Source organism: Pseudomonas sp. PHC1 (assembly GCF_046487845.1).
Classification (GTDB): Bacteria; Pseudomonadota; Gammaproteobacteria; order Pseudomonadales; family Pseudomonadaceae; genus Aquipseudomonas; species Aquipseudomonas sputi.
Genome location: NZ_JBJXHJ010000021.1, coordinates 47,621 through 71,299 on the forward strand (window position 1 = coordinate 47,621; position 23,679 = coordinate 71,299).

Genomic DNA, 23,679 nt, shown 5'->3' on the forward strand with positions numbered 1-23,679 from the left:
GAACTTATTTATCCGACTTGATGCTGGTCCACACCCGCGTCCGCACCCGCTCCAGCTTCTGCGGCAACGGTTGCACCACGTAAAGCTTCTTCAGTGCTTCGCTGGTCGGCGTCAGGTTCGGGTTGCCGGTGATGTCCTTGTTGATCAGCGGCAGCGAATCCTTGTTGGCATTCGGGTAGCCGAGGAAGTCGCTGATCGACGCGATGACTGTCGGATCGAGCAAGGTGTTGAGGAACTCGTGGGCCTCCTCAACGTTCTTCGCGCTCTTCGGAATCGCGAAAGTATCGAACCAGATCGGCGCACCTTCCTTCGGCAAGCGCCAGTCGACCACCACGCCGTTGCCTGCCTCTTTGGCGCGGTTGCCGAACTGGTAGAAGCTGCCGGAATAACCGATGGCCACGCAGATGTCGCCGTTGGCGATGTCGGTCATGTACTTGGCCGAGTTGAAGTAGGTGACGTAAGGGCGAACCTTGAGCATCAGGTCCTTGGCTTTCTCATAGTCGGCCGGGTTCTGGCTGTTCGGATCGAGGCCCAGGTAGTGCAGAGCCAGCGGCAGGATTTCCGACGGCGAATCGAGCATTGCCACGCCGCAGGATTTCAGCTTTTCCATGTTCTCCGGTTTGAACACCAGATCCCAGCTGTCCACCGGCGCGTTCTCGCCGAGGGCAGCCTTGACCTTGGCCGGGTTGAAGCCGATCAGCACCGTGCCGACCATATAAGGCACGCCGTACTGGTTGCCCGGGTCGTTGGCGTCGAGCAACTTGAGCAGCGCCGGGTCCTGGTGACTCCAGTTAGGCAGTTTGGACTTATCGAGTTTCTGGAACACGCCAGCCTTGATCTGAGTATCGAGAAACTGGTTCGACGGCACCACCAGGTCATAGCCGGAGTTGCCGGTCAGCAGTTTGGCTTCGAGGGATTCGTTGGTGTCGAAGGTGTCCCAGGTCACTTTGATGTTGCTTTTGGCGGCGAAGTCCTTGGGCACCGACGGCAGGATGTAATCCGCCCAGTTGTACACCCGCAGTTCGCGCTGTTCGGCCTGTACGGCGCTGGCCAGCAGCGTCAGCCCGAAAACAGTAGCGCCCAGAATGCGTTTCATCGTGACCATGTTGTGTTTCCCCGAATGCAGCGTGAGTCGATGGTTTTTATGTTCTGTACACGGCAGCGGCTGTCAGGTCAGCCAAGGGCAAGTAAGATGCAGCGTCTTGTTGTGGCTTCGATTCTTGCTGACAGCGTAGACGCAGCACAGTAGCCGGTTGGCCAAAAGGGGATCGAAACGGCCAATTTGCGTGACCGCCGGGATGCGGAAACAACAATGCCCGACGATGTGCCGGGCATTGTTTGGACAGCCAGCGAACGGTCAGTCGGTAAAACCCAACCGCGTCGCCCTGCTCTGCTGCGCCTGCCCACGGGTCGCCAAGCAGTAATACAACGGGCATGTGACGATCAGGCCGACCAGCCACGACAGATCCGCACCTTCCACCAGATTGGCATACGGCCCGACATACAACGATGTGTTGGCGAACGGCAGCTGCACGATGATGCCGATGAAATAGGCGATGATCGCGTGCAAGTTGAAGCGCCCATAAATCCCGCCGTCGGCGCGGAAGATCGAGGCGATGTCGTAGCTGCCACGCTTGATCAGATAGAAGTCGATCAGGTTGATCGACGCCCACGGCACCAGCACCAGCAGCAACGCCAGAATCAATCCGATGAACTCGGAAATGAAATCCGCCGACGCCCCCAGCGCCACCACGCAGCAACCCGCCAACACCACGCTCGACAAGATCACCCGCAACTTGATGCTTGGCGTCCACTGGCTGGCGAAGGTCTGGATCGAGGTGATGATCGACAGCACCGCGCCATACAGATTCAGCGCGTTGTGGCTGATGATATTGAGCAGGAACAGCACCATCAGAATCGGCCCGAGCCAACCGGTGGACTGCTTGACCGCCGCCATCGCCTCGGTGCCTTCCGGCGTTGCCAGTACCGCCACCGCGCCGAACGTGAACGACAGAATCGTGCCCAGCGTGGCGCCCAGATAAGTCGCGATAAATGGCTTGCCGATACCGATGTCCGCCGGCAGATAACGGGAATAGTCAGACACATACGGCGAAAAGCTGATCTGCCAGATGATCCCCAGCGACACTGTCGCCAGCCACCCGGAGAGGTTGAAGCTGCCACGGGTAAAGAAGTCCGCCGGCAACTCATGGGCAAAGATGTAGATGAACCCGGCCAGCAACGCGCTACCCATCACCCAGGTGCCGATGCGATTGAGGGTGTGGATGAAGTTGTAGCCGATCACGCCGATGGCCGTGGCGCTGAGGGCGCCGATCAGGATGCTCAACGGCGCCGGCACCGACGGGGCAATGCCGACGATGGATTTGCCGGCCAGCACGATGTTGGAAATGAAGAACCCGATATAGATGATCGCGGCGAAGAACACGATCAACAGCGCGCCGTAACGCCCGAACTGTCCACGACTCTGCACCATTTGCGGAATGCCCATGCGCGGGCCTTGCGCCGACGCCAGGGCGATCACCACCCCGCCGATCATGTGCCCCAGCGCAATCGCCAGCAACCCCCATAACAGGTCGAGATGAAACACCTGAACCACCATGGCGCCGGTGACGATGGGCAGTGGCGCAATGTTGGTGCTGAACCAAAGCGTGAACAGGTCGCGGGCCTTCCCGTGGCGTTCCGCGAGTGGGACGTAGTCGACCGTGTGATTCTCGATCAACGGATCTTGCCGGGACATCTGGGACATAAAAATGAACTCGATTGGGTCTGTTCTTATCGTTGTATGAAGCCAAACCGGGGGCGCTTCATGGCCGCCCCTCAGATGGAGACCATATTATGGTATTCCAACTTTTTCACAAGACTGATCCGCTGTTTGCGACGGTGTCTGATCCGGCATCCTCCCTGATAGCCAGCGTTCACGGCTAGAGCAAAGCCCCGTAAATGCTGAGTTTCCGACGAGTGAACCACGTTTATCGTTTCACCAAAAAAGCGCTTGCAATCGATGTATTACGGTATACCATCAGACCCATAAACACATAAAAACACGCTTCACCGCACTCGAGGATTGACCAATGATCGATGCTGCCGTCTACAAACAAGTCATGGGCTCGTTCCCGTCCGGCGTTACCGTCATCACCACGCTGGATGACGACGGCCAGATCGTCGGCCTGACCGCCAGCGCATTCAGTTCGCTGTCGATGGATCCGGCCCTGGTGCTGTTCTGCCCCAACTACAGTTCCGATTCCTACCCTGTCCTGATCAAGAACAAACGCTTTGCCATTCACGTCCTGTCCGGCGGTCAGCAAAGCGAAGCCTACGCCTTCGCCCGCAAAGGCAAGGACAAGGCGCAAGGCATCGAGTGGACGCTAAGCGAACTGGGCAACCCGATCCTGGCCAACGCGACAGCTATCATCGAATGTGAGCTGTGGCGCGAATACGAAGGCGGCGACCACGCGATCATGGTCGGCGCGGTGAAAAACCTCATCGTCCCTCAGCAGGACGCCGGCCCGCTGGTGTACTGCCACGGCAAGATGGGCGCCCTGCCCGCCTTCGCCTGATCCGCACGATTGCACTTAAACAGGCCGGCAAGCGACCGGCCGACCACAAGAGATTCGAGGTAGCGTCATGAAATTTTCCCTGTTCGTACACATGGAACGCTGGGACGAAAGCGTCAGCCACCGTCAACTGTTCGAAGACCTGACCGAACTGACGTTGATGGCCGAGGCCGGTGGTTTCAGCACCGTGTGGATCGGCGAACACCACGCGATGGAATACACCATCTCGCCGAGCCCGATGCCGCTGCTGGCCTACCTCGCGGCCAAAACCACCACCATTCATCTGGGCGCCGGCACCATCATCGCGCCGTTCTGGCATCCGCTACGGGTCGCCGGTGAATGCGCCCTGCTCGACGTGATCAGCAATGGCCGGATGGAAGTCGGCCTGGCGCGTGGCGCCTATCAGGTGGAATTCGACCGCATGGCCGGCGGCATGCCCGCCTCATCCGGCGGTCAGGCGCTACGGGAAATGGTCCCGGTGGTCCGCGCCCTGTGGCAAGGCGACTATGCCCACAACGGCGAGATCTGGAAATTCCCCACCTCCACCAGCGTGCCGAAACCGATCCAGAAGCCCAACCCGCCAATGTGGATCGCCGCCCGCGACCCGGACTCGCACAACTTCGCCGTTGCCAACGGTTGCAACGTGATGGTCACGCCGCTGATGAAGGGCGACGAAGAAGTCCTCGACCTGAAGAACAAGTTCCAGACTGCGCTGGACAACAACCCGGATGTGCCGCGTCCACAATTGATGGTGCTGCGTCATACCCACGTGCATTCAGCGGATGACCCGGAAGGCTGGAAGGTAGGCGCGAAAGCCATCTCACGTTTCTATCGCACGTTCGATGCGTGGTTCGGCAACAAAGAAGTGCCGGTGAACGGCTTCCTCGCCCCGAGCCCGGAAGAGAAGTTTGCCGGGCGGCCGGAGTTTGAGCTGGAGAGCCTGCACAAGACCGCGATGATCGGCACACCCGAAGAGATCATTCCGCGGATCAAGTACTACCAGGAACTGGGGGTGGATGAGTTCAGCTTCTGGTGTGACAACAGCTTGCCGCATGCGCAGAAGAAGAAGTCGCTGGAGTTGTTTATCAAGCATGTGGTGCCGGCGTTCAGATAAACCTGCCGCCCGGCATACAAAAACGCCCCGAACAGCTCGGGGCGTTTTCATTTGGGGTTTCAGCTCTGGGAGGGAGGCAACGATGGCTCTATCGGATCAGTCGCTAATACTGGTAATCCAGAAAGAAAAATACGGCGTATAGAAAGAAGGCAAAGGCCGCCAAAGCCGCACGCCATTCGGGATCTGCATCTCTTCCCAACCCACCCGGGGCAATGGAAATGCTCGCACCGCAGAAGTAGCAATAGACCCCCTGCGCAAACCACAGCTGAACCGCGAGCACAGTGAAAAAACGTCCCCAACTGCCATTGAACTGAAAATAACCATTTATGAGTGCCGCCGCCAACAAGGCAACACCTACACCGTGGCGATATTTGGAAAGCGCTGCAACTACGGAATTTGGGGGTTTACACATCAACCGCTCCATTAGCAGGATCGTGCCTGGGGTCTCGTTCCCAATAATGATGAAGAAAAGAACCGCCCCTTTTCATCTTTCCTTTCAAACCCTATAACCCGCGGACCTCATCAGAGCAAGCACGGTCACATCAAATTGTTCGTCAGACATTCCTCTAATTGATCTGACGCTTTTCCAATGCCATATCGCAGGCAGAACCTTACTGTCCAAGCGATCAAATCTCGTCAGGAAAACATTAGCTAATTCATACTTATCCATACCGGGATCAGCCTCTAGCACCCTATTTAATACCGTGCTTGGCAGTTTTCCCTCCAAAATTTCCATTAAAAATTTTGCAGTTTCCGAGGGTGACATATGCATTCCCATCAAATGCTAAAAGCATGAAACAAAAGGTTTTCAAAACAAGGGGAGCATATTTATTAAATAGAATCCCCCCTCCCAAGCTAGACCGCCATCAGCTTTGACTCAGGGGGGGGGGGGGGGGCTAAAATCATCAATAGACATATTTTTACTTTTCAATAAAGACACGACAAACTCCGAATCGAAAGTCATAAAAAACTCCAGAGCATCATAAATTTTCCAACGATGCACCTCTGGATGATCAATTATCGACAAAAGATACTGCTTTAGTGGCGCCAAGTATTCTATATAGTTTTCACGCCTAACAAAGCGAAGCATTTCGGAAATCTCGAAAGGCCTCACTCCGGCCAACGCAACAATCTTCAAAAGAAGATCGCAAACCTGTACCCTTGCGACTTCTTTCCCTTCTTTATCAGCGACATTTGCAAAGTACATTGTCACCGCCATTAATATATGGCGATAGGTATCATCATAACCATGTAACCGGTGAACATATAGCCGTTCAAAAACTTCAGGTTTACTCATAAATTCTTCTAAGGCAACCAGGCCTTCACGAGCGCCCCAGCTCGTTAACAGCTTTGCAGCATAAAATCGTACTAATTCATCATTCGATTCACGAAGTAGCTCTTTCACAGAGTCGAGTCTATCCTGTGGAATATCCTCAACATCCAGATCTCCTGCTTCTGCGGCATAGTCTGCATTTTCTGGAATACCATTGAGCAATTCATAGATTCTCGGATCCATTATTAAACCTTCTGCTTTACAATTGCAGATGCATTCCGTAATGCATAAAAGCATTGATCAGTGTATTCCTTGCCCCCCTTTAACTTAGACCGCGTCGACTGCCGATCTTCATTCAACGTGCCACTGACGGTCTGAAATCTTCAACCGTCTTATTTTTTTCTTTCAGGAGAGACATAACAAACTTCGAATCCAGCTTCAACAAGCACTCAATAGCATCATAGATTTTCCAGCGATGAATATCTGGATGATCGATTATCAAGGAAAGGTGATTCCTTATATAATGCAAATATTCAAGATATTTTTCATTAACGACAAAATCAAAAATTTTCCCTATCTCAAAGGGTTTGCTATTCGACAATTCAATAATTTTCGTCAAGGGAGAAAAAACCTGCGCTCGCGCCAAGTCTGTATCTCCCCTATCAGCCACATTGGCAAAATATCTAGTCACAGCCATTAGTATCTGGCAATACGTATCGTCATATCCACGCAGCCGATGACTGTATGTACCTTCCAAACTCTCCGGGCTCTCCATACTTCTTTCAAGAGCAACCAGACCTTCATGAATTCCCCAACTGGTCAGTAGTTTCGCTGCAAAAAATCGCTCGTCATCACCGACTGTATCTAGAAGCAATTCCTTCACAGCTTCAATTCGGTTTAGTGGTATGTCTTCTGGATCAAGATCCCCTGCACTCACCGCATAATCTGCCTCCTCCGGAATACCGTTAAGCAACTCGTATACTTTTGGGTCCATCCCAATCACCTATTTATCGACGGGTTTAACATTACAAAAAAGGGGATGAATTTATTAAATCAAATAAATCTGTCCCTTTTTACTTCTTTTTACTTCTCCAAAATTCCCATTAAAAATTTTGCAGTTTCCGAGAGTGACATATGCATTCCCATCAAATGCTAAAAGCATGAAACCGCAAAAAAGTGGACAGATTTATTAATCGAATAAACCTGTCCACTTTTCCTTTGGCTAATGACTAGTCTTCTTGCTTTTCCCGTTTGAGCTCAATATCCAACGGTAAAACCATGCTAAGAGCATGCATCGAGGATTGAAAAATACAATGCCTCACTTGATCTGGAAGATCCGACAACTTTAAAGGAACGACCGGCTTAGCGATCAGCTTATATCCTCCATCATTAAAAACATCATAGCTAAAGACCCCTCTACCGGCCATTTCAGAAAAAGACTTCAAATAACGTTGGCGCTCTATATCGCTATTAAACCCTGGTAGATTTTTCTCAACAATTTCAACACCACAACCAGCAGATATTGAAAAAATATAATCATATATTTCTTCGTAGGCTGAAATTGATTGCCTTACAAAATCCGGAACAAAACCGCGCCCACCTGTCGCGAAATGCAATACCGTTCCGTCCAGGCTCGACGCAAACCAGTCCAGATCATGGAGCTCCAAAAATTCCTGATCCATCTCCATCATTCTTCTCCGAACATGTTGATGCAGTTTTGACAACGAGGAATTACCTCACCGGTTCTAGGCCTGATTGCGGATGTAAACTTTATATCCTTAAGCTTTAGATGCGGATTATTCAGAAGCAACTCGTTTGCTGCTCTGAACTCTGCGCAACGTCCCAACGTATTTCCGCAAGCTGTTTTCACACCCAAACCACCCAAACGCTCTGCATATGCCTTGAGTTCTGGTGCGATTATATCCGGTACCGGACCATTCGAAGAAGCCACAACTTTCCCTGTCCAAGGATCTACAGCCCCAATGGCTGTCGCGGGCTTAAACTTACCAGTGAATGACCCAATAAAAATATCCAGCTGACTTCGAGCGTCATCGAGAAGCTTTGTTATCGGGGCAAAGAACTGATTGCCTGAGTCTGCGGCATCACTTTGGAACGTTGTATTCGGTCGCCCTATAGTGCCAGTACCTGCTGCTCCTCCTGACGATGTCACCCCAGGCGTGGCAACAGTTTTTGTATCGGCAACTACACCTGGCAGGTGAGTCTCAGTCCGGCCTATAACGCCAGTACCTGCAGTCTCACCTACCAAGGTGGTCTCGGTCCGACTAACAACACTGGTTCCCGCAGCCTCACCTACTAAGGCTGTCTCGGTCCGACCAACGGCATTTGCTGCAGTACCCAAACCTGCTGTGAGCACCGTCCCAGCAATTTCCGCATGATCACCCAACATCGTTTTGTGGGCAGAATTCAGTTCGTCTGTGTGGTTTGAATCCTGGAAATCCTGGACGATCCCACGCTCTTCGGCATTTAAAGCTCCGTTAGCGTCATAGTCCTCCAGCGCCAGCGTCCCACCTTCAGCAGCGGTCGTTTGGCCATTGCACTCGGCGAATCCCTCGCACTTGAACAATTCATTACCGCTGGTTTTTGCGCTTAATTTGGCATATTCATCTTTCACCTTTTGTCGGCAGGCAGCTGGATCTTGAGCGGTCCTACACCCCTTGAGGTCCTTGACGAGGTCGTCGACCTGCTGGTGATTCAGGAAGTTGTACTGAGTCGCGTTGTTCGTAATCCAAGACGCGACCTCCAATGACTCTTGGTCCGTATTGCCCAGCGCAGTAGCCGACAACACCCCAACAATCTGCGACCCCATCAGCAATAATTCAGGATTACCCTTGAACCACTTGTTCATCTCAACAACAAGCGCTTCGTTCGCACCAGCCGCCAATGCGCCTGTCGCGAAATCCCCGCCAGTCATTTCGGACAATAACCCGCCCACTGCCGCGTGAATGATGACTTTGCTGGCGGAACCATCACCAACAACGCCTTGGGTAAGATCCCCTACCAGGTTGAAACTGAACGCCGCTACCGTATTGAAAAGGGCGGTTTTCAACACGTCAGCGACGCTTGCATCGCCTCCCACTGCCTTGGTGATCAGCGCGGAGGTACCGCCTTGAATTATCTGGCTTCCCGCGAATCTGCCGACGCCTTCCCATGTCGCCAATGACGGCCCAAGCAACTTTCCGGTGTTAGGTTCGTATTTCAAACCCGTCAACTTCGTCAGATACTCAGACATCAATCCGGCTGTCACGCCGGAAATGACGTAGCCCTTCAATGCATCGGGTGAAGTGACGTCCGCAAAAACAGCCCCGAGATTTCCGCCATTGTTGATGAAGCTGGTTGTTGCATTCGTGGCTGCTCCCGCCGCGACTGCGGCAAGGCCAGCAGCCCAGGCTGTCCCCATACTCGCACTCAGTGCGGTGAACGCAGCGGGGCCGACAAAGGCTGCCATGATGATTGCGATGATCATCTGCGAGGCCGGACCAAGACCCGAGTTGCTGTATTTGAACGACTCGTGAACCTCCTTCACAAGCCGCCAGTCGACATCCCCCCGCGCTTCAGCATCCTTCAACCACGCCAACTGTGGATCGGCCTTGACCATGGTGTCGATGGTCTGGCTTACCGACTCCTGGTTCACATCCTTGATATCAATCTTCAGCCCATCAACCGCCTTCAACACGATGTTGCCTTTGGCAATCATCTGAGTCTGGCGCAGGGTTTCGTCGGTGTTACCGCGGCCCTTGGCCGATACCCACGCGGCGTTGTTGTTGGTTTTGGTATGGCTCTCGTCATGCAGATCCTTCACCCCTTCAAAGGTGATGGAGCCGCCACTGTCCAGGATGATGTCCTTGCCGCTGTCGAGCTTCGCCACCTGATAGGTCTGGTCGCCCTTGCTGACCAGCGAGAGATTGCCGCCGGTCTTGATCTCGGTGCCGACGTGGGTGATCTGGGTGACTTCGTCGCGCTGCAGTTTCAGGTTGCCGAAGCCGCCCTTCTCCTTCATGTCATAGAGCGTGTAATCCTTGTTCTGCGCGGCCAGCAGATTCAGGTCGTTGCCGGCGTAGATATAGGCTTCATTGCCCGCGCTGATCTTGCTCGCCACCAGCGTCGTGTCGCGACCGGAGCTGGTTTTGACATCGCCACCGGCAATGAACTCGGCAGCCTTCTGGACGGTGTGGTTGTCTTCTTCGTGAACGCGTTTCTTGCCGTCCTTGCTGTGGGTTTCGACGTTGTGTTCGTCACCCGCCGAGGACAGGTAGATGTCGCGTTTGGCGTCGGCGATCAGGTTGCCCTTGGCCTCGGCGGTGCTGGCGATGACATTGAGGTCACGGCCGGCGTCGAGCTTCAGGTTGCCGCCGCTTTTCACGCTGGAGCCGAGGTTTTCCACGGTGGTGGTGATGACCGAGCGATGGCCGCCATCGAACGACTCGTGCAGTTCACTTTCGTTGCGCGTCGCCAACAGGTTGATGTCGCGAGTGGCGCTCAGGGTGGCGTCGCCGCCGCTGCTGATGGATGACGAGTTGACGAGGTCGTTGCCCGACTTGATCGTCAGCGTGTCGCGTGCGCTGATGTTGCCACCGTCGTCCACCAGGGTGCGCATGCCATTACCGTCACGTACGGCGACGGCGGTGCGATCGTTGACGATGTCGCCCTTGAGGCTGGTGAGGCTGACCTGGGTACCGCGAATCTCGCCGGCCAATGCGTTGCGAATGCTGTCGGAGGCCATGAGCGTGATGCGCTCGTTGGCTTCGACCAGGCCGCCCTGATAGAGGCTGCCCTTTACGTCGACAGACAGATCCTTGGTCGCCTGCAACGTGCCGACGTTGACCAGATCATTGCCCGCGATCAGTTCCAGGTCGCGCCCTTGAATCAGACTGCCGCCACGCACGTTGCGTGACTCGGCCTGGGCCAGATAGAGCACCGGCACCAGCACTTTCTGACCGTCGACAACGCGTTCTTCCATCCAGACGATGTCGTGGGTCAATGCCGCCACTTGCTCGGACGTCAGGCTCACGCCCACGGACAGGTTCAGCTCATTTTTGCTGGCGAGCGCGTTATCCATCAGATAACGGAACTGCTCGTAATCGTTGTTCAGGCCACCGGCGAGGAAGCGCTGACCGGTCTGGGCCATCACTGCGTCGCTGATCAGTCGCGTCTCGTAGCGGCCATCGCCCAGGCGGCGAGCCGCTTCATCGGCGCTGAAACTGAGTTTGCCCAGCAGGTAATCGGAACTCATGAACGGCGCGGACTGCGTCAGCTCCGGGTTGGTTTCGATCAGGTAACGGCTCTGCGGATTCGAGCTCTGCACGAACAGGCCGTACGGGCCTTTCGGCAGACGGAATGTCGAGGACGCCGTCGGATCCACAGCGGCAAACGGCACGCCTTTGAAGTCGACAGGCACGAAGCTGATCTGCTTCACACCATCGGCATCCACGCGCTCGATCCGGGTGACGTCTTTTGGCGCCTGGGCGCTGGCGTCGGTGCTGTGCTTGCCCAGGTTGATGTTGATGCCGCCGACCGAAGTCGTCTGATCGCTGGAGAGCTTGCCGGTCAGTTGATCGTAGGTGTTGTCGTAGAGCGTGCCGTTCTGGATGCTGTTGGCGACGTCCAGTTTGACCTTGCCACCGGCCTGGAGCACGGACGAATAGACGTTGTTGCCGTTTTCATCCCAAGTGGTGACATCACTGGTCTGCGCGAAACGCGAGTCGCTGGAGCGGCTGACCAGTTCGTTGAAGCGCTCCTCGTCGAAGTTGCCAGCGGCGACCGCCGCGTTGAAGGCCGGGATGTCGATGAATTCCATCTTGTCCCAGAGGCTGTTGTCGATGTGCCCGGGAGTACCGATTTTCACCACCCGATGGCCCGAGCGCGAGACTGCACCCTGGTTCAACAGATTGTCGGCAGTTACGGTCAGATCGCCATTCGCCGCCAGTAGGCTGTAACGGTTTTCAACGTTATTGGCCTGGATGGTGAGGTTCTTACCGGCGACAAATCGCGCCGCACGCGAGTCCTTCAAGACCTTATCGTTGAACTCGGTGTTGATGGTGATATAACCGCGTTTCCAGCCATCGCCGCCGCCACAGTGCTGAGCGCAGACCCAGCTCAGGCTGCCGGACGACTGCCCCGAGGTGATTTCGAATTCGGCCTTGGCGTTTTCAAACGAAACGGCGTTGATGTCGATGTCACCTTCGCCTTCGAGGGTGCCCGACAGATTGCTGAACGACGAGGCCCGACCACCACCGACGGCGTCGAAGGTCAGCTTGCCGCGGCTGTAGATATCGCCATAGAAGTTGCTCAGGCTGTTGCCGTGCAACTCCATCGTGCCGCCGCTGAACAACAGCGTGTCAGGGCCGTTGCTGATGCCGTTGGTGGCATTGAACAGCAGGTTGCCTTGTGCGCCCAGCGTGCCTTTGTTGTCGATCCGCGCAGCGGAGACCGTGAGGTTCTGGTTGGCAATCAGTCGACCCAGGTTGTCGAGGGTACCGCGCAGTGTCAGCTCGGTGTCGCCACCGCTGACCAGACGGCCATCGCGCTGAATCAGGTCGTTGGCGCCGATAACCAGTTTCTGTTGGGCGGACACCCGTCCGCTGTTGATCAGGTTGCCACCCAGGCTCAGCGTAAGGTCACCGTCGCTGGCCAGTTCGCCGGCGTTTTCCAGGCTTGCGACATTCAGTTTGAGCGACGAGGCACTGGCGATACGATCCCCGGCGTTGAGGGTCAACCCCTGCGTGCTGGTATAGGTCAGGCCACCATTCAGTTGCCAGGTGCCCACGCCATTGACCGAAGCGATATCCCAAACGCCTTTGCCCAGGCCGGTGAGGCTGCCTTGAGAGCCGGTCAGGTTGCTCAGGTCCAGATCGAACAGCCCTTGAGCGGCGTGACGAACATTGCCGCTGAGGTTGTTGAGCTGGGCACCGGCAAGTTCCAGATCCTGGCTGCCGATCTCGATGACGCCGTTCTGGTTGTTCAGGTTGCCGGTCAGTTTGATCTGGCTGGAGGCGCCGCCCAGTGCGCGAATCTGCCCGCCAGCGCTGTTGTTCAGTTGGCCGCCGACCAGTTTCAGGTCAGTCGCCGACTCGATCAGTCCGCCCTGATTGAGAATCTGACTGACCGCTTCGAGGCCCAGTCGATTGCCGCTGATTTCACCGGCTGTGTTGTCCAGGCTGGACCCATCGAAAACGACTTGGTCTTTACCGAAGAGCTTGCCGGCGCGGTTGGTCAGACGTGTCACCGTCAACTTCAAATCACCCAGCAGGCTGGAGATCAAACCGGCCTTGCCGTTGACTGCGCTGTTGTCGAGGTCGGCGCTGGTGATGTCGAGCGTGTCGGCCTGCAGCGTGCCACCCTGGTTCTGCAGGTTGCCGGTGCCCAGCGCGAGTTCTGCGTGGCTGCCATTGGCGAGGATCGCGCCCTGCTGATTCAGCACGGTGCTGCCGACGATTTTCAGACCATCGCTACCTGCAATGATCTGGCCCGCATCACGGTTGTCGATGGACGTACTGGTGATGTCCAGACGCTGCCCGCGCAATGTGCCGCCACGATTGTCGAGCTCGACCAGTTGTTCAAGCCGCAGACGCTGCTCCGCGGCGTCGACCACGCCCGTGACGTTTTTGAAGACCCCGGCGATTTTCAGCGTAATGTCACCGCCCGTGCCGACGATGCCGCCCTTGTCACTGTTGTTCAGTTGGGTCGCGGTGACTTCGATGGTTTTACCGAGCAGGACACCGGCACTGTTGTCGACGGTGTCGCTTTCGATGTACAGGTCGGCGTCGCTCTGGATCCGGCCCTTTTGATTGAGCAGTTGCGATTGACCGGCGACGGCTTGCTTGAGAATCAACCGGGCGCCGTCAACACCCGCTGCCAACAGACCGCCCTCGCCGTTATCGAGGCTGGCGGCTTGCAGGTCGAGCCGATCGCCGATCACCCGCCCACCACGGTTATCGATGTGGCCATTGCGAGCGACCAACAGCAATTGTTGCGCAGCCACCACGCCTTTGCGGTTGTCGACACTGCCGGCGTGAACATCCACGTCACCCTGGCTGGCCTGCAATCGACCCAAGGCATTGTTCAGGTGCTTGTTGACGACCAGCGAGAGCTTGCCGGTTTCGGCACTGATCGCGCCTTTGTCATTGCTGGTGAGATTGTCCAGCGTCGCATCGACAACACCGCCGAGCAGTTGGCCGTTGGTGTTGTCCAGATCGCGTGCGGTCAGGTTCAGGGTCGTGTTGCCCTGAATCAGGCCCTGAGTGTTGTCCAGGTCTTCGCTGGCCAGCACGCTGTCATCGGATGAAATCGTGCCTTGGGTGTTGTCGAGTTTGCCGCGACTGGTCAGCCCCAGTGTTTTACCGGTCAGGCTGGCATTGCGGTTGTCGATGCGCTGGGCAGCGACGTTCAAATGCTTCGATGCCTGCACCTTGCCGTCGTGGTTGTCGAGATCCTGATCCAGCGTCAGATCAACATTGCCGTTTTCGGCACTGATGACACCCTTGCCGCTGTTGTCCAGCCGAGTGGCGGTGATCCGAATCGAATCGGCGGCCAACGTACCGCCCTGATTGAGCAGCTCGGCGCCCGAAACGACGAGGTCGGTCTTTGCCTGGATCTTGCCTTTACCATTGTCCAGACGTTCGTGGGCAACGACTTTGGTATTGCTCTGGCTGGCAGCAATCAGGCCACCAGCGTTATTGAGTTGTCGGGTATCGATATCCAGACGTCCGGCGATGATTTTGCCGTCGTCGTTGTGCAGCGCCCGCGCATTGATTTTCAGACTGCCGCCGGCGATTTCAAGCCGGCCTTTGCGGTTGTCCAGATTGTCGACGGAGAGAGTCGCCGCCTGGCCGTCAGCGAAGCGGATCAAGCCGCTGAGGTTGACGATGGCCGGGACGTTGAACGCCAGGCTGGTTTCGCCGTAGATCCGCGCACCGGTACCTTGGTTGACCAGGCGAGTGGCGCTGAGCGCGACGTTTTTGGCCTGGACGATACCGTTCTGGTTCTCGAACACACCGGCGGCACTGGCACTCAGCGAGCGGCTGGCCAAGACACTGCCACGGTTGCTCACAGCGCCGCTGTTGAGGGTGACATCGCCATTGCTGTTACGGCTGTTGTCCGCATTCACCCCGGCTTCGATCACGCCAGCGTTGACCAGTTTGCCACCACTGGTGAGGCGAACGCTGTCCCGGGCGGCAAGGCTTTGCTGGTTGACCAGATCCTGTGCGGTCTGCACAGCCAGTTGCGTACCCGCGTAAATCGCCTGTTGGGCTTCAAGACTGTTGGCTTTGATGTCGACCGCATTGCTGGCCGTGACTTTGGCCAGGGTCAATTGGCCATTGGCGTCGATCTGGATATCCCCGGCGCTGGCCGCCAGTTCGCCTGCCAGCTTCACGCCGACACCGGCCTCGGTCCCGACCAGTTTGATTGCTCCGGCATACATCCCGCCGAGTGCCGAAGAGTCGATCGCCAGTTGCGGCTTGGTGCTGCCGTCATCGGCACGTGCGGTGGCGCTGAGCGTTTGGGCGTTTACATCGTTGCGACCAGTGGTGATGTTCAGATGTTTGGCGTGGATCTGCGCGTTGATCTGCGCACTGCGGGTGATGATTTCAAAGCTGTCGACAGCGCTGGCATCCAGACCTTTGCCATCGATGGAAACGCTACCCTGATCGACCTGGAAACGATCAAGCCGCCCCGTGCCATCGAGTACTGGTTTACCGGTGGTCAAGGTCACACGCGGCGTATTGATGAAGCCGCACCCGTTGCAACTGATGCCGTACGGGTTGGCCACGATCACCCGCGCTGACTGCCCCGCCACTTCGGTGTAACCGCGCAACTGACTCGGACTGCCGCCGTTGACTTCGTTGAGGATCGTCTGCGCCGCCGCGCCACGCAGATTCGGGTTACCCAGAATGATCCCGCCCATCTGCGTCAACTGAGTACGACTGGTCGCGTTGTTGAGGATCAGGCCCTGGGCGTCCACGTTGTAATCGTGGAACTGGTTGTGCGACAGCCCCGCGCCGTTGGGCGTGGCGATGTTGATAACCGGCACGCCGTTGCCTGCCCGATCGAGCGTGGTGCCAGGCGCACTGACCACGATTGCGTCTGCCTGCGCCCACATCGGCTGCCAGAACATGACGTTGGCCAGCAGGAATGCCAGGCCGCGTTTGGGCATACCCCAGAAGTGTTCGCGGTTTTTTACGGCAGCAGAAGGCTGACTGGCCAGGAAGGCCAGGTGGCGGAAGTCCATATCAGAATCTCGGGGCAGACAAAAATTAAATGAAGAAATCCAGGCGGAAGTAGATCGGCGCTTCGCGCTCGGTCAGCGCGTCAGGGCGTTCCAGGGAATGGGCAAAGGTCACGCTGGCGGCAACGTGTTCGCCACGCGCAAACAGCTCCAGCGAGTTGCTCGACATGCGCCCGTGTTGCTCGCCGTTGTAGCGGTCGCCACGGATCACGCCCTGGTCGTAGCCGAGGCTGGTGCCGTATTCGGCGAACACCGGACGCAGCCATTGCGCCGTTACCGGACGTGCCCAGCGCAAATCGTTGCGCCAATAACCGCCGCTGTCGCCGGACAGCGATTGATCCTTGTAGCCACGGACCGACGACAGCCCGCCGAGGCTGGTGCGTTGCGGACTGAACAACACGTCTTCGCTGCGCTGGCCGGTCATCAGGCTGCTGAAGGTGAAGGACTCGCCCCACACTTTGAACGGCTGCAGATAGCTCAGGGTCGCGGTGTATTTGCGGTAGCGCGCGTCGGGCTCGCCGGGGCCCGGGTCGTGACTGCCCTGGGCATCGAACGCACCGATGCCTTCCTGCATGCCGGCATCGAAGTTGACGAAGGCGCTGCCGATCCGCCGTCCGTGGTTGAAGCCGAACTGCGCTTCGCTGATGCGGTTGCTGCTCAACTTGAGCTTGCTGTCTTCGATGAAGTTATTGGTGCGCAGATACGACAGGCCGGCGTTGAGGGAGGTCTTGCTGACCGAGTCGCGACGGATCACCCGCTCGGCGCGCAACTGATGATTTTCGCTGTCGCCGGTCTGCTTGAAGTTGTAGCCGTTGGCGGCGATCTGTGAGCGGTACTCGCTCTGGCTGTAGGTGTAGCTGAAGTTCCACCAGCCCCACGGCAGGTTGTAGTTGAGCATGGCGTTGTTGGAGGTGTGCTGGTGATCGGTCATCGCATCGTGACCGCCGCGCAGGCTCAACTGGTCGGCCAGACCCAAGGGGCTGTCCCAATCGAAGGTGGTGCCCCACTGCTGTTCACCGGTGCTGCGTTGGCCGTCGTTGCTGCGCGACAACCCGACACGCCAGGGCTTTTGCGGGGTGTTGTTGACCAGCACATCACTGCCACCGACGTTCTTGCCCGGCGAGAGCTCCATCTTGGCCTGGTTGGACGGCAGGCGATTTAGCTGATCGACCATCTGCTCGATCTCGCGCAGATTGACCAGTTCACCGGCCTTGCCGGGAAACGCCATCGACAGCTCACGCTCGGAAAGCTTGCTGTTCTCGGCACCTTTCAGGCTTTCGAGCTTGCCTTCGACCACCAGCACTTTCAGGTGCCCGGCGGACAGATCCTGTTGTGGCAGGTAAGCACGGCTGGTGACCAGCCCCTTCTCGATGTAGTGATCGGTGATGACCTTCAGCACTTCATTGAGTTGGGGCACGCCGAGGCACTGGCCGATGTAGGGCTTGAGCAAACGGTTCTTGTCACTCTCCGACAGGCTGTCGGCACCTTTGAGTTCGATGTCGTTGATCTGAAAGCAGCGCGTGTCGGTGGGAGCTTGCGGTTGCGCCGGTTTGGCTTCTTTGCCGGGCAGATCCTTGAGTTCTTCGAGCCGCCGCTGTTGCTCTTCGAGCAGGCGGTTCTGGCGTTCGCGGATCAGGTCGGTTTCACCCGGGGTGGGTGCTGCAAGTGCGGTTTGGAGCGGAGAAAGGCACAGCAAAGCCAGGCACAACCTCGCCACGAGGGCGGGTGAGGACATGTTCGATCCCTCGAGACGGAAAGCGATATCAGAATAGTGGCGCCATGTTAAAGTGCCACTATTCTGACGTCAATTTAAGGATTCACCGAAATAGTGTGGCCGACGAGCGGCATCGGTGAAATCGTCCGACTCCACAGAGATGCAGGATGTTTCGTAGATCAACCAAGGAAAAACGGTCATCAAATCAGAAAACGTTCCGAAAAACGAAACATCCGACAGACCCCGCCGACTTCACCTCAGTGCTCAACAGCCCGTTTCGTCGCTACATCGTCCGGTGCCAGAACTCGACCATCGGCTGACCGCAACTCAAGCTTGCGAATAGGCTGCCCCTTCTGCGCATCGACCATCACCGACCCCGGCTCGCCCGGCTCGAACATGAATTCACCACCCCACTGCGACAACGCAACGATCACGGTTTGCAACGCCCGGCCCTTTTCCGTCAGCACGTACTCCTTGTAAGCGCTGCCATCGGACGCCGGTTCCATCCGCAGGATCCCACGCTCTACCAGCCCTTTGAGCCGGGTGCTCAGCATGTTCTTGGCGATGTCCAGGCTCTTCTCGAAATCGCTGAAGCGACTGATGCCTTCCAGCGCGTCGCGAATGATCAGCAACGACCACCAGTCACCGATCAGGTCGAGTGTCCGGGCGATCGGGCAGGCATTGCCCGCAAGGCTTTTGCGCTTCATTTCGGGTGTCTCCGGCAAAACGGCAGGTTCGATTCGGTTGCATCTTACAACCCGTATCGCAAAACCGATAACGCCATGCGCCACGAACTTAGCACCTGCGTACAAGTGGTCAACGCGCTTTGTCGCGATAGTGAACGCTGCCTTCACGGCATTCACGCAGGTCCACACCCAAGGAGTTTTCATGAGCACGTTCAAGACCCAAGACGGCACCGAGATCTATTTCAAGGACTGGGGCAGCGGCAAGCCCGTGTTGTTCAGCCACGGCTGGCCGCTGGATGCCGACATGTGGGAATACCAGATGGAATACCTGAGCAGCCGCGGCTACCGCACCATCGCCTTCGACCGTCGTGGTTTCGGGCGCTCCGAGCAGCCGTGGACCGGCTACGACTACGACACCTTCGCCGATGACATCGCGCAATTGATCGAGCATCTGGACCTGCGTGACGTGACCCTGGTCGGTTTCTCCATGGGCGGTGGCGATGTCAGCCGTTATATTGCGCGCCACGGCAGCGAGCGCGTTGCCGGGCTGGTGCTGCTGGGCGCGGTGACGCCGCTGTTCGGCAAGAAACCGGACTTCGCTGAAGGCGTGGACACCTCGGTGTTCGACGGGATCAAGGCCGGCCTGCTGAAGGATCGCGCGCAGTTCATCGCTGACTTCAACGCCCCGTTCTACGGCACCAATCAGGGCCAGAAAGTCTCCGACGGCGTGCTGACCCAAACCCTGAACATCGCCCTGCTCGCTTCGCTCAAAGGCACCGTGGATTGCGTCACTGCATTCTCGGAAACCGACTTCCGCCCGGACATGGCGAAAATCGATGTGCCGACGCTGGTGATTCACGGCGACGGCGACCAGATCGTGCCGTTCGAAACCACCGGCAAACGCGCCGCCGCGCAAATCAAGGGTGCCGAGCTGAAGGTTTATGCCGGTGCGCCGCACGGGTTTGCCGTGACCCATGCGCAGGCACTGAACGAAGACCTGCTGGCGTTCCTCAATCGTTGAGTTGGATGTAAATCAAGCGCCAATTGAAAAGGGCCATCGACACACCTGTCGACGGCCCTTTTTTTCGTTGTCCCGGATTCCGGTGCCAAGGCGAAGCACCTTGCTTACGGGGCTTTCAGACCTCTGCATCACGTTTTTATCTTCATATGCCAGCTTAATAATATTTTACCGATACCCCCCCCCTCCCTAGTCTGATCCCAAGCACAGAGAACAGGTCGACAGCGACCTGAATTCAACGGCCTCGTGAGAAGGGATCAGAGATGACCACTGAAATAATAAAAACAGACACGCTTGTTGTCGGCGCCGGTCAAGCGGGGGTGGCCATGAGCGAACACCTGAGCAAACTCGATGTGCCGCACCTGGTGCTGGAGCGCAGCCGCATTGCCGAACGCTGGCGCACCGGGCGCTGGGATTCGCTGGTGGCCAACGGTCCGGCGTGGCATGACCGGTTTCCGGGGATGGAATTCGATGATGTCGATCCGGACGGTTTCGCCCACAAGGAACGTGTCGCCGATTACTTCGAAGCCTATGCGAAGAAATTCAACGCGCCGATCCGCACCGGCGTCGATGTAAAAAGCGTAGTGCGCAATGTCGGGCGCCCGGGCTTCACCGTAGAAACGTCAGAAGGCGTAATTGAAGCGGCCCGCGTCGTCGCCGCCACCGGCCCATTCCAGCGTCCGGTGATCCCGGCCATTGCGCCGAAGGATGAGCGTCTGCTGCAGATTCACTCGGCCGACTATCGCAACCCGCAGCAACTGCCGGCCGGTGCGGTGCTGGTGGTCGGTGCCGGTTCGTCGGGCGTGCAGATCGCCGACGAATTGCAGCGCTCGGGCAAGCAGGTTTACCTCTCGGTCGGCGCCCACGACCGCCCTCCTCGCGCTTACCGCAACCGTGATTTCTGCTGGTGGCTCGGCGTGCTCGGCGAGTGGGACCAGGCCGCGATGAAACCCGGCCGCGAGCACGTGACCATCGCCGTCAGCGGCGCCCACGGTGGCCGCACCATCGACTTCCGCGGTCTGGCCCATCGCGGCATGACCCTGGTCGGCGTCACCGAATCGTTCAGCGACGGCGTGGTGACCTTCAAACAGGATCTGCGCGACAACCTCAAACGTGGCGACGAGAACTACCTCGCGCTGCTGGATGCCGCCGACGCCTACATCGAACGCAACGGCCTCGACCTGCCGTTGGAACCGGAAGCCCGCGCGACTTATCCGGACCCTGAATGCGTGAAGAACCCGCTGGCCAATCTCGATCTGGCCGCCGCCGGCGTCACTTCGATCATCTGGGCCACCGGGTTTGCCGTGGACTATTCCTGGCTGAACGTCGCGGCATTCGACGACAACGGCAAGCCGCAGCACCAGCGCGGTGTGTCCAGCGAATCGGGCGTGTATTTCCTGGGTTTGCCGTGGCAGTCGCGACGCGGTTCTTCGTTCATCTGGGGCGTGTGGCACGACGCCAGGTACGTGGCTGATCACATCGTCACCCAGCGCAAATACCTGGCCTATCGCGATGCCGAACAACGCGAAGCCGCGCTGCACAACCACGCTGTCGACACCGTCGACGCTTGATTTCCCTCTTCAATACCGGCGCCCGTCGCGCCGGGTTCGACTTCGTCAGGAGCCTCACATGAGTCAGCCAACCCACACCCGCATCCGCATGTTCAACACCAAGGACACTTACCCGAACCAGACTCTGGACAACGACCTGTGCCAGGCCGTGCGCGCCGGCAACACCGTGTATGTCCGTGGCCAGGTCGGCACCAATTTCGACGGTGAACTGGTCGGCCTCGGCGACCCGCGCGCGCAGACGGAACAGGCCATGCGCAACGTCAAGCAACTGCTCGAAGAGGCCGGCAGTGACCTGAGCCACATCGTCAAGACCACCACTTACCTGATCGACCCGCGCTACCGCGAGCCGGTGTATCAGGAAGTCGGCAAATGGCTGAAGGGCGTGTTCCCGATCTCCACCGGGCTGGTGGTGTCGGCCCTGGGTCAGCCACAGTGGCTGATGGAGATTGATGTGGTTGCGGTGATTCCCGAGTAATTCGACCTTAGCGAAAGGAGGCCACACATGACATTTTCCATCGCCGCCCGCTGCCCCGAAACCGGTCAGTTCGGCATCGCCATCAGCTCCTCCAGCATCGCCGTCGGCGCTCGCTGCCCGTGGCTGTTGCCCGGTGTCGGCGCGGTGTCGAGCCAGAACATCACCCTGCCATCGCTCGGCCCGGAAGTGCTCGCCCTGATGGAGCAAGGCCTGGCGCCCAAAGCTGCACTGGACAAGGTGCTGACCCGCAATGGCTACAGTCAGTACCGGCAGATCACGGCGATCAACCACCTCGGCCAGACCGCGCATTTCAGCGGCGCGCAAACCCTGGGCGTGCACAACGCCATGTCCGGCGAACAATGCGTGGCGGCCGGCAATATGCTCGCCGGGCGCTCGGTGATCGAAGCCATGGTCAGCGCGTTCGAAGATGGCGAAGGCCAATTGGCCGATCGCCTCATCAAAGCTCTGCACGCCGCCCAGGCCTTGGGCGGTGAAGCGGGTCCGGTGCATTCGGCCGCCGTGGTCGTGGTCGGCGAGCTGACCTGGCCCATCGTCAATCTGCGGGTGGACTGGGCCGATGCAGACCCGATCGGCCAACTGCAAAAACTCTGGGACGCCTATCGCCCGCAGCTTCAGGACTACATCGACCGCGCCCTCGATCCGGCCAAGGCGCCGGGTTACGGGGTGGCCGGAGACGACCGATGAGCGACAGCGTCGCGTTGCTCAAGACGCTGGTGGGGTTCGACACCACCAGCCGCGAGTCCAACCTGCAATTGATCGACTTTGTGCGTAGCTACCTCGAAAGTTTCGATGTGCCGTGCGAACTGATCTACAACGATGAGCGCAGCAAGGCCAATCTGTTCGCCACGATCGGCCCGGCCGATCAGCCGGGCATCGTGCTGTCGGGGCACACCGATGTGGTGCCGGTCGATGGCCAGCCGTGGACGCTGCCGCCGTTCGCACTCAGCGAGCGCGACGGCAAGCTTTACGGTCGCGGCACGGCGGACATGAAAGGCTACATCGCCTGCGTGCTCGCGCTGGTGCCGTCATTGATCGAAGCACCTTTGCGCCTGCCGGTGCACATCGCCCTGTCCTACGACGAAGAGGTCGGCTGCCTCGGCGTGCGCTCGTTGCTCAAGGTGCTGGAGCAACGTCCGGTCAAACCGCTGCTGTGCATCATCGGCGAGCCGACCGAGCTCAAACCGGTGCTCGGGCACAAGGGCAAACTGGCCATGCGCTGCGATGTCCAGGGGCACGCCTGTCATTCGGCTTACGCGCCACTTGGGGTCAACGCCATCGAATGCGCCGCCGAGCTGATCGGCGAATTGGGGCGCATCGCTCGACAGCTCAAGGATGAACACCTCGACCCGCGTTTCGACCCGCCGTATTCCACGGTGCAAACCGGCGTAATCAGCGGCGGCAAGGCGTTGAACATCGTCCCCGCCGATTGCCGTTTCGACTTCGAAATCCGCGCCCTGCCCTCGCAGGATCCGGCGGTCGTTGCGCAGCAACTCAAAGCCTACGCCGAGCAGCAAATGCTGCCGCGCATGCGGGCCGTCAGCGAGCAGAGCGCTATCCGTTTCAGCGAATTGTCGGCCTATCCGGGGCTGGCCACCGATGCCCGAAGCCAGGCTGCGCAATTGATCGCCACATTCTGTGGCTCGGACGATTTCGGCACCGTGGCGTTTGGCACCGAGGGCGGATTGTTCGATGCGGTGGGGATTCCCACGGTGGTGTGCGGGCCCGGCAGCATGGACCAGGGTCACAAGCCGGACGAGTTCGTCAGCGCCGATCAGCTCACGGCCTGCGATGCGATGCTGCAACGGATGCTGGCGTCGATTCGCCTCTGAAAAAAACCGGTCTGGTTGCTGGATTCAAGTCCGCAGCCGAGCCGCAACAACACCGACAGACAACTGCACCGATGGATGTCAGCTGCATTGTCGCTGGTAGCACTGAAACACCCGAAACAGAGCACTTTCACCCGACCGGAGAGCCTCGTTTTTTTTTTCGCCT

At 57.9% G+C, this 23,679-nt stretch carries 16 protein-coding genes; 7 read left to right on the top strand and 9 right to left on the bottom strand.

Annotated elements, in window-relative coordinates:
- Positions 1-4 precede the first annotated feature (4 nt).
- Positions 5-1,105, bottom strand: a complete 1,101-nt coding sequence (locus ACKJSM_RS22500) for a polyamine ABC transporter substrate-binding protein (RefSeq protein WP_410238897.1) — start codon at positions 1,103-1,105, stop codon at positions 5-7.
- 252 nt (positions 1,106-1,357) lie between these two features.
- Complete coding sequence (locus ACKJSM_RS22505) at positions 1,358-2,764, bottom strand: purine-cytosine permease family protein (protein WP_410238898.1); 1,407 nt, start codon at positions 2,762-2,764, stop codon at positions 1,358-1,360.
- A 325-nt stretch (positions 2,765-3,089) separates the two neighbouring features.
- On the opposite strand from ACKJSM_RS22505, the gene ACKJSM_RS22510 reads away from it, so the two are divergent.
- Positions 3,090-3,575, top strand: coding sequence for a flavin reductase family protein (locus ACKJSM_RS22510; RefSeq protein WP_007950450.1), 486 nt, complete (start codon positions 3,090-3,092; stop codon positions 3,573-3,575).
- Between the two features lie 67 nt (positions 3,576-3,642).
- Entirely contained in the window at positions 3,643-4,686 is a 1,044-nt protein-coding gene (locus tag ACKJSM_RS22515; protein ID WP_236197008.1) for an LLM class flavin-dependent oxidoreductase, read from the top strand.
- 103 nt (positions 4,687-4,789) lie between these two features.
- Here ACKJSM_RS22515 and ACKJSM_RS22520 read toward each other — a convergent pair whose 3' ends face one another.
- From ACKJSM_RS22520 to ACKJSM_RS22550, 7 genes are all read right to left on the bottom strand, one after another.
- Positions 4,790-5,098 carry a hypothetical protein gene (locus ACKJSM_RS22520; RefSeq protein ID WP_139831640.1) on the bottom strand — a complete coding sequence of 103 codons (309 nt, stop codon included), beginning with the start codon at positions 5,096-5,098 and terminating at the stop codon, positions 4,790-4,792.
- Positions 5,099-5,563: 465 nt separating this feature from the next.
- Positions 5,564-6,202, bottom strand: a complete 639-nt coding sequence (locus ACKJSM_RS22525) for a hypothetical protein (RefSeq protein WP_410238900.1) — start codon at positions 6,200-6,202, stop codon at positions 5,564-5,566.
- Between the two features lie 112 nt (positions 6,203-6,314).
- Positions 6,315-6,953, bottom strand: a complete 639-nt coding sequence (locus ACKJSM_RS22530) for a hypothetical protein (protein ID WP_064380470.1) — start codon at positions 6,951-6,953, stop codon at positions 6,315-6,317.
- A 235-nt stretch (positions 6,954-7,188) separates the two neighbouring features.
- Positions 7,189-7,641, bottom strand: coding sequence for a hypothetical protein (locus tag ACKJSM_RS22535; RefSeq protein ID WP_410238902.1), 453 nt, complete (start codon positions 7,639-7,641; stop codon positions 7,189-7,191).
- Positions 7,642-7,646: 5 nt separating this feature from the next.
- A complete protein-coding gene (locus ACKJSM_RS22540) occupies positions 7,647-16,205 on the bottom strand; it encodes a DUF637 domain-containing protein (protein WP_410238904.1) in 8,559 nt (2,852 codons plus the stop codon).
- Positions 16,206-16,230: 25 nt separating this feature from the next.
- Complete coding sequence (locus ACKJSM_RS22545) at positions 16,231-17,937, bottom strand: ShlB/FhaC/HecB family hemolysin secretion/activation protein (RefSeq protein WP_410238905.1); 1,707 nt, start codon at positions 17,935-17,937, stop codon at positions 16,231-16,233.
- 236 nt (positions 17,938-18,173) lie between these two features.
- On the bottom strand, positions 18,174-18,623 hold the full coding sequence (locus ACKJSM_RS22550; protein WP_410238906.1) for a winged helix-turn-helix transcriptional regulator: 450 nt from the start codon (positions 18,621-18,623) through the stop codon (positions 18,174-18,176).
- Positions 18,624-18,804: 181 nt separating this feature from the next.
- Here ACKJSM_RS22550 and ACKJSM_RS22555 point away from each other — a divergent pair, with 181 nt between their 5' ends.
- The 5 genes from ACKJSM_RS22555 to argE all read left to right on the top strand — a co-directional run bounded on the left by ACKJSM_RS22555 (position 18,805) and on the right by argE (position 23,516).
- The gene (locus ACKJSM_RS22555) at positions 18,805-19,623 is read left to right on the top strand and encodes an alpha/beta fold hydrolase (RefSeq protein ID WP_410238908.1); all 819 of its coding nucleotides are present in this window, start codon (positions 18,805-18,807) and stop codon (positions 19,621-19,623) included.
- 260 nt (positions 19,624-19,883) lie between these two features.
- Complete coding sequence (locus ACKJSM_RS22560; protein WP_410238909.1) at positions 19,884-21,191, top strand: flavin-containing monooxygenase; 1,308 nt, start codon at positions 19,884-19,886, stop codon at positions 21,189-21,191.
- Between the two features lie 58 nt (positions 21,192-21,249).
- Positions 21,250-21,666 (top strand): RidA family protein, encoded by a 417-nt coding sequence (locus ACKJSM_RS22565; protein WP_007950460.1) that lies wholly within the window; start codon positions 21,250-21,252, stop codon positions 21,664-21,666.
- Positions 21,667-21,693: 27 nt separating this feature from the next.
- The gene (locus ACKJSM_RS22570) at positions 21,694-22,371 is read left to right on the top strand and encodes a DUF1028 domain-containing protein (RefSeq protein WP_410238910.1); all 678 of its coding nucleotides are present in this window, start codon (positions 21,694-21,696) and stop codon (positions 22,369-22,371) included.
- Positions 22,368-23,516 carry an acetylornithine deacetylase gene (argE, locus tag ACKJSM_RS22575; RefSeq protein WP_410238911.1) on the top strand — a complete coding sequence of 383 codons (1,149 nt, stop codon included), beginning with the start codon at positions 22,368-22,370 and terminating at the stop codon, positions 23,514-23,516. Before ACKJSM_RS22570 ends, argE begins: the two co-directional genes overlap by 4 nt.
- Positions 23,517-23,679: the final 163 nt, after the last annotated feature.

Coding starts and splice junctions, on each gene's coding strand:
- ACKJSM_RS22515 (WP_236197008.1), top strand. CDS start 3,643: ATGAAATTTTCCCTGTTCGTACACATGGAACGCTGGGACGAAAGCGTC.
- ACKJSM_RS22550 (WP_410238906.1), bottom strand. CDS start 18,623: ATGAAGCGCAAAAGCCTTGCGGGCAATGCCTGCCCGATCGCCCGGACA.
- ACKJSM_RS22545 (WP_410238905.1), bottom strand. CDS start 17,937: ATGTCCTCACCCGCCCTCGTGGCGAGGTTGTGCCTGGCTTTGCTGTGC.
- ACKJSM_RS22555 (WP_410238908.1), top strand. CDS start 18,805: ATGAGCACGTTCAAGACCCAAGACGGCACCGAGATCTATTTCAAGGAC.
- ACKJSM_RS22570 (WP_410238910.1), top strand. CDS start 21,694: ATGACATTTTCCATCGCCGCCCGCTGCCCCGAAACCGGTCAGTTCGGC.
- ACKJSM_RS22500 (WP_410238897.1), bottom strand. CDS start 1,105: ATGGTCACGATGAAACGCATTCTGGGCGCTACTGTTTTCGGGCTGACG.
- ACKJSM_RS22540 (WP_410238904.1), bottom strand. CDS start 16,205: ATGGACTTCCGCCACCTGGCCTTCCTGGCCAGTCAGCCTTCTGCTGCC.
- ACKJSM_RS22535 (WP_410238902.1), bottom strand. CDS start 7,641: ATGGATCAGGAATTTTTGGAGCTCCATGATCTGGACTGGTTTGCGTCG.
- ACKJSM_RS22505 (WP_410238898.1), bottom strand. CDS start 2,764: ATGTCCCAGATGTCCCGGCAAGATCCGTTGATCGAGAATCACACGGTC.
- ACKJSM_RS22560 (WP_410238909.1), top strand. CDS start 19,884: ATGACCACTGAAATAATAAAAACAGACACGCTTGTTGTCGGCGCCGGT.
- argE (WP_410238911.1), top strand. CDS start 22,368: ATGAGCGACAGCGTCGCGTTGCTCAAGACGCTGGTGGGGTTCGACACC.
- ACKJSM_RS22520 (WP_139831640.1), bottom strand. CDS start 5,098: ATGTGTAAACCCCCAAATTCCGTAGTTGCAGCGCTTTCCAAATATCGC.
- ACKJSM_RS22530 (WP_064380470.1), bottom strand. CDS start 6,953: ATGGACCCAAAAGTATACGAGTTGCTTAACGGTATTCCGGAGGAGGCA.
- ACKJSM_RS22565 (WP_007950460.1), top strand. CDS start 21,250: ATGAGTCAGCCAACCCACACCCGCATCCGCATGTTCAACACCAAGGAC.
- ACKJSM_RS22525 (WP_410238900.1), bottom strand. CDS start 6,202: ATGGATCCGAGAATCTATGAATTGCTCAATGGTATTCCAGAAAATGCA.
- ACKJSM_RS22510 (WP_007950450.1), top strand. CDS start 3,090: ATGATCGATGCTGCCGTCTACAAACAAGTCATGGGCTCGTTCCCGTCC.